Genomic DNA, 13424 nt, shown 5'->3' with positions numbered 1-13424 from the left:
CCAGCCCAGACACCACAGATCCTTGATCAGAATTCCGGGGTCCAGGTCACCCCAAACAACCACGCCCGACCTTCCTCCCGATACCCATACTGCCCCCCATCATGGCTATACAGCGCCCGGCTGTAGCCCTTGTCCAGCAGGTTATCCACCTTCATCTCCAGCTTCACCTCCCGGGTCAGCGCCCAACTGCCGCGCAACCCGAGCAGGGCATAGCCGCCCAGGGCGTTGCGGTTGTCTTCATCGTCGTAGCTGCCGCTCACCGCTTGCCAGGTGACGCCCAGGCCGAGGCGGTCGAATTGCCGGTCCAGGTCCAGGCTCAAGGTCCGTCGGGCGCGGCGGGCCAGGGTGTGACCGCTGTCACGGTCGCGCGGGTCGATGATGGCCAGGGCCAGATTGCCCTGCCAGCCGAAGACATCCTGCAGATAGGCCATTTCAAAGCCGTTGATCCGCGCCGAGGCGACGTTCTGCGGGCGTGAGTCGCGGCCAAAAATGATCGCGTCTTCCAGGTCGGTGCGGTACAGCGAGGTTTCCAGGCGGGCGCTGTCGCTCAGTTGGCTGCGCCATTGCAGCTCGTAGCTCTTGGCCGTCTCGGGCTTCAGGTCGGGGTTGCTGAAGTCCGGGTAGTACAGGTCGTTGAAGGTCGGTGCGCGGAAGCTCTCGCTGTAGGTCAGCAACAGGTCGTTGTGCGGATTGACCGGCACGGTGAGGGTGCCGCTCCAACTGTTCTGGCCGCCAAACTGTTGATTCTGGTCGCGACGCAGGCCCAGTTCAGTCGAGAACGTTTCGGCCTGGAAGCGGTGCTGGATGAACGCTGCACGGTTCCAGCGGCTGTCTTCGTCGAACGGCGTGCTGCTGTTGACCCGGTCCTGATACCAATCGCCGCCGACGATCAGGCTGTTGCGCTCGTCCAGCGTCACATCGTTCTGCCAGGTCACCGAATCGCGGTAGGTGTTGAAGACTTCGCGGACATCGCTGAGCTTGTCGAAGGTTTTTTCGCGGTTCTCGCTGTGGCCCAGTTCCAGGCGGGATTTCCAGGTGTCGTTGATGCGCCCGTCCACATAGGTGCTGAAGCTGCTCACCGCGAACTCGCTGTAGGGTTGCTGGGGCAGGGACTCGAAAGTGTTCGGGTCGAAGCGGCCGAATGGGTTGTCGTATTCGCTTTTGCCGCGGTTATCCAGCAGGTTCAGGCCAACTTCCAGGTCATCGCTGGCTGCATGGCTCAGGCTCAGGCTGAAGGACTGATTGCGGTTGGCATCTTCGTCGCGGTCGCTGGCGTAGGACTCGTGGGTCCGGTTGCTACCAGCGCTGTCGTCGAGGCTGGCGCCGAGGTTGAAACGGGTCTGCTCGTCGCCGCCGGACAGGCCTAGGCTGCGCTCCCAGGTCTGGTGGCTGCCGACCCCCATATGCAGGCGCGGTTGCAGGCCCTGGGTGTTGCCGCGACGGGTGAAAATCTGGATCACCCCGCCCACCGCGTCGGCGCCGTAGATCACCGAACGCGAACCGCGCAGCACTTCCACGCGCTCGATCTGGTTGATGTTCAGGCGTTGCAGGTTGCTGTCGCCGGAGGTGGCGTTGCCGATGCGCTGGCCGTCCACCAGCACCAGGCTCTGGGCCGATTTGGTCCCGCGAATGTAAATCCCCGGCAGGCTGCCGCGCCCACCCAGCGGCGCCACTTGCACCCCCGGCACGCGGCTGAGCAAGTCCGTGACACTGGCCGGTTGCAAGCGCTCGATGTCGTCGCGGGTGAACACGGTGTTGGCGGCACTGCTGTCGTTGCGGGCCTCGACTTGGCGGTTGGCGCTGATCACGATGTCGGGCAGCTTCAAGGCCTGGTCGCGTTCGAAGGCGTCGGCCAGCAGTTCCGGGGTTGGCAGTAGGGAAAGTGTGAGGGCGAGGCGCAGTTTCATGGGTGTTCCGGACATTTCTGATCTGCACAAACCCCTGTGGGAGCGAGCTTGCTCGCGATGGCGGAGGATCAGTCAAGTCATTCATTGCTGACACACCGCTATCGCGAGCAAGCTCGCTCCCACAGGGAGTTTGTGTTGGCTGAACTTACAGGCCCAACAGCTGCAACCGCTGACGCACCGCCGCTTCGATCCCCGCTTCGTCCAGCCCGCATTCGGCGAGCATCTGCGCCGGCTTGGCGTGTTCAACGTAACTGTCCGGCAGGCCCAGGTGCAGCACCGACTTGAGGATGTTTTCCCGGGCCAGGAACTCGCTGACCGCCGCGCCGGCACCGCCCATGATGGCGTTTTCCTCGATGGTCACCAGCAGGTCATGGCTGCCGGCCATCTCGCGCACCAGGGCTTCGTCCAGGGGTTTGACGAAACGCATGTCCACCACGGTAGCGTCCAAGGTGTCGGCGACTTTCAAGGCCTCGGCCAGTTGCACGCCGAATACCAGCAGGGCGGTTTGCTTGCCCTGGCGGCGGATCACGCCCTTGCCGATTTCAATGGGTTCGAGATCGGTCGAGAGGGTCGCGTTCGGGCCGGTGCCACGAGGGTAGCGCACCGCCGCCGGGCCATTGAACAGGTGGCCGGTGGTGAGCATCTTGCGCAGCTCGTTTTCATCGCTCGGGGTCATCACCAGCATGCCGGGGATGCAGCGCAGGAACGACAGGTCGAAGCTGCCGGCGTGGGTCGGGCCGTCTTCGCCCACCAGGCCGGCGCGGTCGATGGCGAACAGCACGTCGAGGTTCTGCACCGCCACGTCATGGATCAACTGGTCGTAGGCCCGTTGCAGGAAGGTCGAATAGATCGCCACCACCGGCTTGGCGCCTTCGCAGGCCATGCCGGCGGCGAGGGTCACGGCGTGCTGCTCGGCAATCGCCACGTCGAAATAGCGTTGCGGGTAGCGTTCGCTGAACGCCACCAGGTCCGAGCCTTCCTTCATCGCCGGGGTAATGCCCACCAAGCGTGGATCGGCGGCGGCCATGTCGCACAGCCATTGGCCGAAGACACTGGAATACTTCGGTCCACTGGGCTTTTTCGGCGCGGCGGCCGGGGCGTCCAGGGGTTCGAGCTTAGTGATGGCGTGGTAGCCGATCGGGTCGACTTCCGCCGGGGCGAAGCCTTTGCCTTTCTTGGTGACCACGTGCAGGAACTGCGGGCCCTTGAGGTCGCGCATGTTGCGCAGGGTGGCGATCAGGGTGGGCAGGTCGTGGCCGTCGATGGGGCCGATGTAGTTCCAGCCCAGTTCTTCGAACAGCGTGCCGGGCACCAGCATGCCCTTGGCGTATTCTTCGGTGCGGCGGGCGATTTCCCAGGCACCGGGCAGGCGCGACAACACCTTCTTGCTGCCTTCGCGCATGCTGGCGTAGGTGCGGCTGGAGAGGATCTTCGCCAGGTAGTTGGACAACCCGCCGACATTGCGCGAGATCGACATGTCGTTGTCGTTGAGGATCACCAGCATGTTGGCGTTGACTTCCGGCGCATGGTTCAGCGCCTCGAAAGCCATGCCCGCGGTCAGTGCGCCGTCGCCGATCACGGCAATGGCCTTGCGCTCGCTGTTTTGCAGGCGGGCGGCAATCGCCATGCCCAGGGCGGCGCTGATGGAGGTGCTGGAATGGCCGACGCCAAAGGTGTCGTACTCACTCTCGGAGCGACGTGGGAAGGCGGCGATGCCGTCCTTCTGGCGCAGCGTGCCCATGCGCTCGCGACGACCGGTGAGGATCTTGTGCGGGTAGGCCTGGTGTCCGACGTCCCACACCAGCCGGTCGTCTGGGGTGTCGAACACGTAGTGCAGCGCGATCGTCAGCTCGATGACGCCCAGGCCGGCACCGAAGTGCCCACCGGTCTGGCCGACTGTGTAGAGCAGTTCCAGGCGCAACTCATCGGCCAGGGTTTCCAGCTCGGCTTCACCCAGGCGACGCAGGCCGTCCGGCGTGTTGGCGCGGTCCAGCAGGGGCGTGGTCGGGCGCTTGCGGGGAATCTCTTGAAACGTCGTGGGCATCAGGCGAATCGTTATAGGTATAGAAAGAGGCGGCAGTTTACCTTATGCATCGCAAGCTGCCCACGCGTAGGCCGGAACTTGGCCGATACGCACTTATGAATGGGTTGACCCTGTATCAGCTGCGTCGTTCGACGATATATCGCGCCAAGTCGCGCAACGGCTCGGCCGCCGCGTCAAAGGGTCGCAGCGCGGCCAAGGCCTGGTCGCGCAACTCCAGGGCGTAGTCCTTGGCCGCATCGAGGCCGAGCAAGGCCGGGTAGGTCGGCTTGTCCCGGGCGATATCGGCGCCCTGGCGTTTGCCGAGGGTCTGGGTATCGCTTTCCACGTCGAGGATGTCGTCCTGCACCTGGAACGCCAGGCCGATGGCCCGGGCGTAGGTCTGCAAGGCTTGCAACTGCTCGGGGGTGGACCGACCGCTGGCCAGCGCGCCGAGGCGCACGCTCGCCTCGATCAGCGCGCCGGTCTTGTGCCGGTGCATGTATTCCAGGGCGTTCTGGTCCAGCTTCAGGCCCACCGAACCCAAGTCGATGGCCTGGCCGCCGACCATTCCGGCGGGGCCCGCCGCCAACGCCAGGGCGCTGACCATCTCCAGGCGAATCTGCGCCGGGCAGTCGCTCAGGGCCGGGTCCAGCAGGGCGCTGAACGCCAGGCTCTGCAAACCGTCGCCGGCCAGGATCGCGCAGGCTTCGTCGAATTGCTTGTGGGTGGTCGGCTGGCCGCGGCGCAGGTCATCATCGTCCATGGCTGGCAAGTCGTCGTGCACCAGCGAATACGCGTGGATCAGCTCCACCGCGCAGGCCGCGCCGTTGGCCTGTTCAGCCTGGCCGCCCAAGGCTTCGCACGCGGCATAGGCCAACAGCGGCCGCACACGCTTGCCGCCGTTCATCACGCTGTAGCGCATGGCTTCGTACAGGCGCGCCAGTTCCGGGCTCGGGGCGCTGAACAACGTATCCAGTGCAGCATTGACCCGGGCCTGGCTGCTGGCCTGATAGGCACCGATCATTCAGGTTGTTCCGCGTCGAAAGGCTCTTCGGTCAGCTCACCATCGCGCTCGAGCAGCAATTGCACCTTCTGCTCGGCCTGGGCCAGCGCCGCCTGGCAGTCGCGAGTCAAGCCGATACCCTGCTCGAAGGCGGTCAGCGAGTCTTCCAGCGACAATTCGCCGTTCTCCAGCCGTTCCACCAGCGTTTGCAGGTCGGCCAGAGATTGTTCGAAATCCAGTGCAGCTTTTTTGCGGGCCATGGCGGCTATTCCGGTTGACTGTTAAACCGGCGCGACACTAGCAGACATGGGGTTTTGGGGCAAATCAGGGCAGGGGGATCGAAGCGGGACAACGGGCGTGCACCGACCTGCTTTTGTGGCGAGGGAGCTTGCTCCCGCTCGACTGCGCAGCAGTCGCAATCCGGTTCAACCCCGGCAGGTTGGGGCCGCTTCGCAGCCCAGCGGGAGCAAGCGCCCTCGCCACGGGTTTGCCTCCGAAATAAACGTCAGTTTTCGTATTCGGCTCATTTGGTGAGCCGAATAGCGGCTCTATTCGGCTCACGCACCTCTCAGTACGTGATTTCCCACACAGAATCGAGTGTTCCCCGATTGTGGAAAATCCGCCGAATAGCTACTCTTCGCGCCATCTACGGCCCCTTGTAGCGGGGCCTCCAGACGAAACCCGAATAATGACAAACAGCGCCCGGGGAAGGGCGCCGGGTTGCGTCGTGCATGGCAGGAGGCATACGTGCGTTTTCTTTCTTTATTGATCGTGTTGCTCGGTGCGCCGTTGGCGTGGGCAGAGCCTTCGGCCGAGCTGTCGGAACCGGTCGGGGGCTGGCGCTACAGTGGCCTGCTCGATCGCACGGAAAACCCCCAGGTCGCTTATCCCACCCCGCCCATCGACCGGGGCGTGCAGCGCAACCGCACGATGATCGAGGGCCGGATCAAGGACATGGGCACGGCTCGCCAGCCCCATAGCCTGGCGGTCAACGGCAATCCACTGAATCTCTATACCGACGACGAGGGCCGGTTCGCCCGGCCGTATGCGTTCGGCGCCGGTTCCAACAGCGTCGAGGTGCGCAGCTCCGAGGGCCGCTCCCTCAAGCGCGTGCAATTCTATGAAGCCAACAACCTGCGCACCCCGGCACAGATCCGCGTGGTGCTGGGCTGGGACGATCCCAAGGCCGAACTCGATCTGCATATCGTCACACCCGACGGCCAACATGCGTTCTTCGGCCAGCCGGCGCTGAGCAACGGCGGCGGTCTCGACCCGGATGGCGTCGACGGCCCCGGCCCTGAAATGTTCACCATGACCGCGCCGATGCACGGCACCTACCTGGTCTACGTGAACTATTGGGGCAACTACGGCAGCGAAGGCTACAACTTTGATGAGGCCAGCAACCAGAACGAGGTGATCACCTCGCAGATCAACCTGGTGCTCAACGAAAACACCGTCAATGAAAAACGCGAGACCTTTGTCGTACCCCTGCGCGCCATTGGCGATCTGTTGCTGGTCAAGACTTTCAACTACTAAGTATCCGCTCCACGGATGAACAGGCCCTTGTGAATATGAGCGACAACACTGCTTCCCCGACCACGCCGACCCCTGTCGCCAAACCTGTGCGCCGCTGGCCGGCGATACTGATCGGGCTGTGCCTGGTAGCGGGTGTGGCCGCCGGGTTGGGCTGGTTCATGACCAAGCCCAAGGCGCCGCCCATGGAGTTGGCGTTGGAAAAACTCGGCCTGAGCCGCCCCGACGGCTTGCTCGAGGCGCATTCCCTGAGCCAGTTGCCCAAGGACCTGCTGGCGGTGCCGTTCCTCAAGGCCACGCTCACCGAGGACTTCGTCTTCTATTACGAGGCCCACGCCGACCGCCTCGGGCTGATCGGCAGCCTGCGCCGAATCATCTACGAGCATGACCTCAAGCTCCAGGACAGCCTGATCGAAGAACTTTTCGACCAGCCGGCCGATGTCGCGTTGTGGCGCGGTGCGGACGGTCGCCTCAAGGATTTCCTGCTGGTGATGGATCGCGGCGGCCTGGCGAAGGTGCTGGAGCCGTTGGCGAAAGTCGCACTGGATGACGCGCAACTGAGCAAGCTCAGCGACCTGAAGGTCGGCGGTGACGACGTTGCGCTCTACCAGCTCAGCTACAACGCCAGTAAATCCCTGCTCTTCGCCTCCCATGGCGACAAGCTGGTGGTGTTGTCCAACCCGACCAAGTTGTACGACCCGGCCAGCGGCTCCGCGGTTGAACCGGGCAGCGTGTCGACGACCGCCCTGGCCGCCTTGCTCAACGGCGACAAACTGTTCCCCGAAGCCTTCGGCCTGCCGCCCAAGGCGCCGGAGGTCAAGCAACGCATCTCGGTCAACGCCAGCGTGCTCGCCATGGGCTACCAGCGTTTCATCCCGAACTTCGCCGGTTTGCGTTTCGACATGGACGACAAGGGCTGGCACAGCTTCCTGGCCATGGACGAGCTGGAAAACCAGCCGGACTTCGACTTCAAGCCGATCTGGCAAGCCATGCCCATGGGCGCCAGCGCCTGCGTGGCCTTGCCCCTGGCCGCCGAGCAACAGAAACCGTTGCTGGTCAAACTCGGCGCCGACGAAAAAGCCGCCCAGGCCATGGTCGACCATGTGGCCGGCGCCGCAGGCCTGTGCTGGTACGCCGATTCGCGCCTGTACACGCCACTGTTGGTGGCGAGCCTGAATGAAGACGATGGCAAGCTCGATGCCGACCTGGGCAACCTGTTCGGTTCGATGGTCGGTGCCTATGAAAACAATGTCGCCGAACATGCCTTCCCGGTCGTCGAGAAACAACAAGGCTCGACGCACCAGTGGCTGCGTCAGGTCAGCTCCAGTTTCGGCCCTTACCTGGCCAAGGAAGCGGAGCAGCCCGAGGCGATTACCGGCAAGGCGTTCCTGCGGGTCAGCCTGGCACGCCACGGTTCGACCTTGCTGTTCTCCCTCGATGACAAACTCGTGGACAAGGCCCTCGGCACCCTCGACAAACGCTTCCCGCCCATGGCCGACGTCGTGCCCAAGGACCTGCTGATGCCGGTCTACTTCGGCCCGGATTCCATGGCGCAACTGATGCAGCGTGAAACCCTCGACAGCTTGCCCCAGGACATGGAACCGGTGTTCTACAACGCCGCGCAAACCTACCTGATCCCGAAACTGCGCACCCTCGGCGGCTATGGCAAATACGCGCTGACCTTGCCTGCGGGCAGCGAACCGGATGGTCACTGGCAATGGCTGCCGCTGGAATGGAAAGCGCTGTGACAGCACGGATCCGCAACCCCGCGTTGACGTTGCTGCTGGCGTTGCTGCTCGGCGGGCCGGCGCTTGCCGTCGAGGCGCCGGCGCTGGATGTGCAGCAATCCCAGGTCTTTCGCGCCTGGTTCGTGCGCATTGCCCAGGAACAGCTGAGCAGAGGCCCGAGCCCGCGCTGGTACCAGCAGGATTGCGCCGGGCTGGTGCGCTTTGCCGCCAACGAAGCGCTCAAGGTCCACGATGAAAAATGGCTGCGCAGCAATGGCCTGTCCAATCGCTACCTGCCGCCGGAACTGCCGCTCAGCGATGCACAACGGCGCCTCGCCCAGCAATGGCAGCAGGGCGGCGGCAAGGTCGGGCCCTACGTCAACGCCATCAAGCTGATCCAGTTCAACAGTCGCCTGGTGGGCCGCGATGTCGCCCAGGCCCGGCCCGGCGACCTGATGTTCTTCGACCAGGGCGACGACCAGCACCTGATGATCTGGATGGGCCGCTACATCGCCTATCACACCGGCACCACAACCCCTACCGACAACGGCATGCGCTCCGCAAGCCTGCAACAACTCATGAACTGGAAGGACACCCGATGGATACCCGACGCAGCCAACCCCAACTTCATCGGCGTCTATCGACTCAACTTTCTCTCCCAATGACCGGTGCCCGCATGCTGCGCTTGTGTTCAAAATTGCCCCTGCTGTTCGCCTTGTTGCTGGCACCTGTCGTGAATGCCGAAGACACGGTGGAGCCCAGCGGCTACACGCCGGTGGCCGGTGAAAGTTTCTTCCTGCTGGCCGACAGCAGCTTCGCCAGCGACGAACAGGCCATGGTTCGCCTCGAAGCGCCGGGCCGCGACTACCGTCGGTTCCGCATGGAGCCCTACGGCGGCGCCGACATCCGCGTCTATCGCATCGACAAGCCGCTGGACTTCCTCAAGCGCCAGAAGAACCTGCACCGCGTGGTCAGCGACGGCCAGTTCAAGGGCGAAGGCCTGTCGAACACCCTCGCGTACCTGTGGGACAACTGGTACCGCAAGTCCCGTCGGGTGATGCAGCGGGCGTTCTCCTACGAGTCCCGCCAGCAAGTCACCGAAGAAGTGCCGGAATTGAAGATTGGCGACGCCCTGGTCGCGCCGACGCCGTATGAAGCGCCGGCACAATTCGCCTTGATCCCGGGCTTGCCGGTGGTCAGCCAGTTCCGTTATCCACTGTGGCAGGCCAAGCCGATCCAGCCGCCAGCCGGGGTCAACCTGGCCGGTTCCTCCAGTGAGTTCGTCAGCGTCGCGCCGGGCAACGTCTATGTGCCGCTGGGCCAGTTGAAGCCGGGCCTGTACCTGGTGGAAGCGCTGATCGGCAAATACCGCGCGACCACCATGGTCTTCGTCTCCAACACCGTGGCCGTGAGCAAGATTGCCGGCGACGAATTGCTGGTCTGGGCCGCACGCAAGCATGAAGGGCGTTCGGTGCCCAAGGTCAATGTGCTGTGGACCGACGGCCTGGGCGTGATGAGCAGCGGTGCCACCGATGAAGACGGCCTGCTGCGCCTCAAGCACGTCAGCCCGGAACGTTCGTTCGTCATTGGTGAAGACGAGGAGGGCGGGGTATTCGTCTCGGAAAACTTCTACTACGACAGCGAAATCTATGACACCAAGCTCTATGCCTTCACCGACCGACCGCTGTACCGGCCGGGGGATTGGGTGTCGCTGAAAATCGTTGGCCGTGAGTTCAAGAACGCCCGTGATTCGGTACAACCGACCGCCGCCGACGTGAATGTCAGCGTGCTGGACGCCACCGGCACCGCGCTGCAAACCCTGGCCCTGAAGCTGGACTCCAAGGCCGGCACCCAAGGCCGTTTCCAACTGCCGGAAAACGCCGTGGCCGGCGGCTATGAACTGCGCTTCAGCTACAAGGACCAGCTCTACAGCAGCGCCTTCCGCGTGGCCGAATACATCAAGCCGCACTTCGAGATCGCCCTGAACCTGGCCAAGCAGGATTACCGTACCGGCGAGCCGGTCAAGGGCAATCTGGTGCTGCTGTACCCGGACGGCAAGCCCGTGGTGAATGCCAAGGTGAGCCTGAGCCTGCGGGCCCAGCAACTGTCGATGGTGGATAACGAGCTGCAATACCTGGGGCAATTCCCGGTGGAACTGACCAGCAGCGAAGTAACCACCGATGGCAAGGGCAACGCGACCCTCGACCTGCCGGCCGCCGACAAGCCGAGCCGCTACACCCTCACCGTGTTCGCCAGCGATGGGGCGGCGTATCGGGTCAAGACCACCAAGGAAATCCTCATCGACCGTGGCGCGGCGAACTTCCGCCTGAGTGCTCCCCAGCGGTTCAGCGCCGTCGGCCAGAAAGTGGCGTTCAGCTACGCCAACGAAGGCGGCAACGAGCAAGCCAAGGCCGTGACACCCGGCAGCTACGCCTGGGTGCGCCTGGAAGACCAGAGCACCGGCGAAGGTAAGCTGGCGGCCAAGGACAAGGGCTTCAGCCTGACCTTCGAACGTCCGGGTACCTACAACCTGACGCTCAAGGACGACCATGGCCGGGTCATCGGCGCCGCCGCCCATGCGGTGACCGGTGAAGGCATCAAGGCCGTGCCGGGCACGGTCGAGATCGTTTTCGACAAACCTGAATACAAGACCGGTGACGAAGCGCTGGCGCTGATCACCTTCCCGGAGCCGGTCAGCGATGCGTTGCTGTCGCTGGAGCGGGACAAGGTCGAGGCCACGGCGCTGCTGTCCAAGGGCGGCGACTGGCTGAAGATGGAAAAACTCAGCGACACCCAATACCGCGCGCGCATTCCGGTGAAGGACGCCTTCGCGCCGAACCTGACCTTCTCGGTGCTGTACACCAAGGGCGGCCAGTACAGCTTCCAGAACGCCGGCATCAAGGTGGTCACGCCGCAGATCGACGTTGCCGTCGTCACCGACAAGGCGACTTACCGCCCTGGCGACACGGTGACCGTGGACCTGAGCACCCAGTTCGCCGGCAAGGCGATCCCGGCGCACCTGACGGTCAGCGTGGTGGACGAAATGGTCTACGCCCTGCAACCGGAAGTCGCGCCGACCATCGATCAGTTCTTCTATCACCCGCGTCGCAACAATGTGCGCACCAGTGCCAGCCTGTCGTTCATCAGCTACGACGTGGCGCTGCCAGGCAGCCCCGGCGCGCCGGGCAAGGCCAACCGCAGCGAACGCGGGGTCAAGGTGCTGGAGCGGCCGCGGCGTGAAGACGTCGACACCGCCGCGTGGCAGCCGGAGCTGGTCACCGACGCCAACGGCAAGGCCCGCTTCACCTTCAAGATGCCGGACTCCCTGACCCGCTGGCGCATCACGGCCAAGGCGATCGCGGACGACGGCCAGGTGGGGCAGAAGAAGCAGTTCATCGCCTCGGAAAAACCGCTGTACCTGAAGTGGAGCGGCCCGACCCGTTTCCGCACGGGCGACAAGCCGCAACTGGGCCTGTTCGCGTTCAGCCAAGCGGAAAAACCGCTGAAGGCCGAACTGCTGATCCGCTACGCCGGCGCTGAACAGCGTGTGGCGGCGGAGCTGAAAAACGGCATCAACTACGTGGCGCTGCCGGCCATGGAACTGAGCAGTGGCGACTTGAGCGTGCAGTTGCAGTTGAACGGCGAAACCCAGGACGCCCTGGCCATGCACCTGAACGCCAGTGGCAACGGCTGGCAAGTCACCCAGAGCCAGCGCGTTGACGTGGCGGGCGCCGACACCCCGCTGACCCTGCCGGCCGACGCCAGCGATATTCGCCTGCGCCTGGATGACAGCCCGCAAGCGTTGTTCCGTTCGGCCCTGGACGACCTGCTGAGCTACCCGTACGGAGGCGTCGAGCAGACCGCCAGCCGTCTGTTGCCGTTGAGCATCGCCTATCCGACCCTGGCGTCGAACCCGCAGATCCGTGACCGCTTGCGGTTGATCATGCAAAACAGCCGCTTGCGCCTGGTGCAGATGGCCGGACCGTCGGCGAGCTTCACCTGGTGGGGCCAGGACGGTGAGCCGGATGCCTTCCTCACCGCCTATGCCTATTACGCCGACTGGCACGCCAGCCAGGCCCTGGCCCTGAGCCTGCCGCCGGAACACTGGCAGCGGGTGCTGGAGGTCTATGCCAAGCAGGCCGGTGATACGCCGCTGCTGCAACGGGCGTTGATCCTGTCGTTCGCCAAGCAGATGCAACTGCCGGTGAACACCTTGCTCAGCGGCCTGATGGACGATCTGGCGAAGGCCAGTGAAGACAGCACCGAGAGCGTGCTGGACAGCGGTGAAGACAGCCTGGTCATGTACGCGCCGGACTCGGCCCTTGGCTTGGCCAGTGCCCGTGTCCTGACCGCGTCCCTGGCGAAACAGGCCAAGGTGCCGTTGCCGGCGGCCTTCAGTCGTCAAGCCGATGCGGCGCAACAGCAACTGGAACTCAGCTCCCAGCCGTTCGTCGAGGCCCTGGTGCTGTCGTTGCAGAGCTTCGACCAGGCCCGCGCCACCGCGCTGCTGGAGCGCGTGTTGCCGCAGCAGTCCACCCTGGAACGGGCCCTGGCCCTGACCTGGTTGCAGCGCAGCATCGAACAGGCAGCGCCGGCCGTGGCCTTGGCACCGGGCGAAGGCTGGGCCGCCAAGCAGGGCGCGACCGGTGAAACCTACTGGCAGTGGCAGGGCGCGCAGCTTCCAACGACACTGACCCTGACCGGTGCCCAGGAGCGCCCATTGCAAGCGGCACTGAGCTTCCAGAGCCAGCAACCGCCGGTAGCGCCAATGGCGGTGTCCATCACCCGGCGCCTGTCGCGCCTGGTGCCGGGGGACGAGGCCTTCACCTTCAAGCTCGAAGCCGTGGGCAACAAACCGTTGTCCAGCGACAGCCTCTATCTGGATGAAGTGATCATCAACAGCAAGGCCTCGACGCCACTGCGCTACGGCATGCTCGAAGTGCCGCTGCCGCCGGGCGCCGATGTGGAGCGCACCACGTGGGGCATCCAGTTGATGGGCAAGGCCGACAGCGAACCGACGTCCCTGGAAAAGGCCCGCTTCGAGCCTGGCCAGATGGCGTACGCGGTACCGTTGGACGCCCTCAGTGGCGAGCTGCGCCTGCGGCATTTGGTGCGTTTCTCCCAGAAGGGCCAGTTCACCTTGCCACCGGTGCGCTTCACCCAGGTCTACGCGCCGCAGAATCAGGCTCGTGAACAGAAACCGGCGCTTGGTCAGGTCACGGTCAACTGAC

General features: G+C 64.3%; 8 protein-coding genes. 4 read left to right on the top strand and 4 right to left on the bottom strand.

The window, feature by feature from the left end:
- Window positions 1–26: 26 nt before the first annotated feature.
- The 4 genes from BM321_RS21910 to BM321_RS21895 form a co-directional block, all read right to left on the bottom strand.
- Window positions 27–1907: a TonB-dependent receptor domain-containing protein gene (locus tag BM321_RS21910; protein WP_092444754.1), complete on the bottom strand. Its 1881-nt coding sequence runs from the start codon at window positions 1905–1907 to the stop codon at window positions 27–29.
- Window positions 1908–2052: 145 nt separating this feature from the next.
- Entirely contained in the window at window positions 2053–3951 is a 1899-nt protein-coding gene (dxs, locus tag BM321_RS21905) for a 1-deoxy-D-xylulose-5-phosphate synthase (RefSeq protein ID WP_092444752.1), read from the bottom strand.
- Window positions 3952–4066: 115 nt separating this feature from the next.
- Window positions 4067–4954 (bottom strand): (2E,6E)-farnesyl diphosphate synthase, encoded by an 888-nt coding sequence (gene ispA / locus BM321_RS21900; RefSeq protein WP_092444750.1) that lies wholly within the window; start codon window positions 4952–4954, stop codon window positions 4067–4069.
- Entirely contained in the window at window positions 4951–5193 is a 243-nt protein-coding gene (locus tag BM321_RS21895; protein WP_003185917.1) for an exodeoxyribonuclease VII small subunit, read from the bottom strand. The genes ispA and BM321_RS21895 overlap by 4 nt, the downstream gene beginning before the upstream one ends.
- A gap of 487 nt (window positions 5194–5680) precedes the next feature.
- On the opposite strand from BM321_RS21895, the gene BM321_RS21885 reads away from it, so the two are divergent.
- From BM321_RS21885 to BM321_RS21870, 4 genes are read left to right on the top strand one after another with little or no spacing between them, the layout of a single operon-like run.
- Window positions 5681–6469: a YfaP family protein gene (locus tag BM321_RS21885; RefSeq protein ID WP_092444746.1), complete on the top strand. Its 789-nt coding sequence runs from the start codon at window positions 5681–5683 to the stop codon at window positions 6467–6469.
- Window positions 6470–6504: 35 nt separating this feature from the next.
- Window positions 6505–8214: a DUF2138 domain-containing protein gene (locus BM321_RS21880; RefSeq protein WP_092444744.1), complete on the top strand. Its 1710-nt coding sequence runs from the start codon at window positions 6505–6507 to the stop codon at window positions 8212–8214.
- Entirely contained in the window at window positions 8199–8858 is a 660-nt protein-coding gene (locus BM321_RS21875; RefSeq protein ID WP_092444742.1) for a DUF1175 domain-containing protein, read from the top strand. The genes BM321_RS21880 and BM321_RS21875 overlap by 16 nt, the downstream gene beginning before the upstream one ends.
- Window positions 8855–13423: an alpha-2-macroglobulin family protein gene (locus BM321_RS21870; protein ID WP_092444740.1), complete on the top strand. Its 4569-nt coding sequence runs from the start codon at window positions 8855–8857 to the stop codon at window positions 13421–13423. Before BM321_RS21875 ends, BM321_RS21870 begins: the two co-directional genes overlap by 4 nt.
- The last annotated feature ends 1 nt before the right edge of the window (window position 13424 follow it).

This window comes from Pseudomonas sp. NFIX10 (assembly GCF_900111955.1).
Lineage (GTDB): Bacteria > Pseudomonadota > Gammaproteobacteria > Pseudomonadales > Pseudomonadaceae > Aquipseudomonas > Aquipseudomonas fluorescens_AA.
This window is presented reverse-complemented; position numbering and strand designations above follow the sequence as displayed.

Bases quoted from the DNA above. Each gene is read 5' to 3' on its own strand.
- ispA (WP_092444750.1), bottom strand. From the start codon at position 4,954: ATGATCGGTGCCTATCAGGCCAGCAGCCAGGCCCGGGTCAATGCTGCA.
- BM321_RS21875 (WP_092444742.1), top strand. From the start codon at position 8,199: ATGGAAAGCGCTGTGACAGCACGGATCCGCAACCCCGCGTTGACGTTG.
- BM321_RS21910 (WP_092444754.1), bottom strand. From the start codon at position 1,907: ATGAAACTGCGCCTCGCCCTCACACTTTCCCTACTGCCAACCCCGGAA.
- dxs (WP_092444752.1), bottom strand. From the start codon at position 3,951: ATGCCCACGACGTTTCAAGAGATTCCCCGCAAGCGCCCGACCACGCCC.
- BM321_RS21870 (WP_092444740.1), top strand. From the start codon at position 8,855: ATGACCGGTGCCCGCATGCTGCGCTTGTGTTCAAAATTGCCCCTGCTG.
- BM321_RS21895 (WP_003185917.1), bottom strand. From the start codon at position 5,193: ATGGCCCGCAAAAAAGCTGCACTGGATTTCGAACAATCTCTGGCCGAC.
- BM321_RS21880 (WP_092444744.1), top strand. From the start codon at position 6,505: ATGAGCGACAACACTGCTTCCCCGACCACGCCGACCCCTGTCGCCAAA.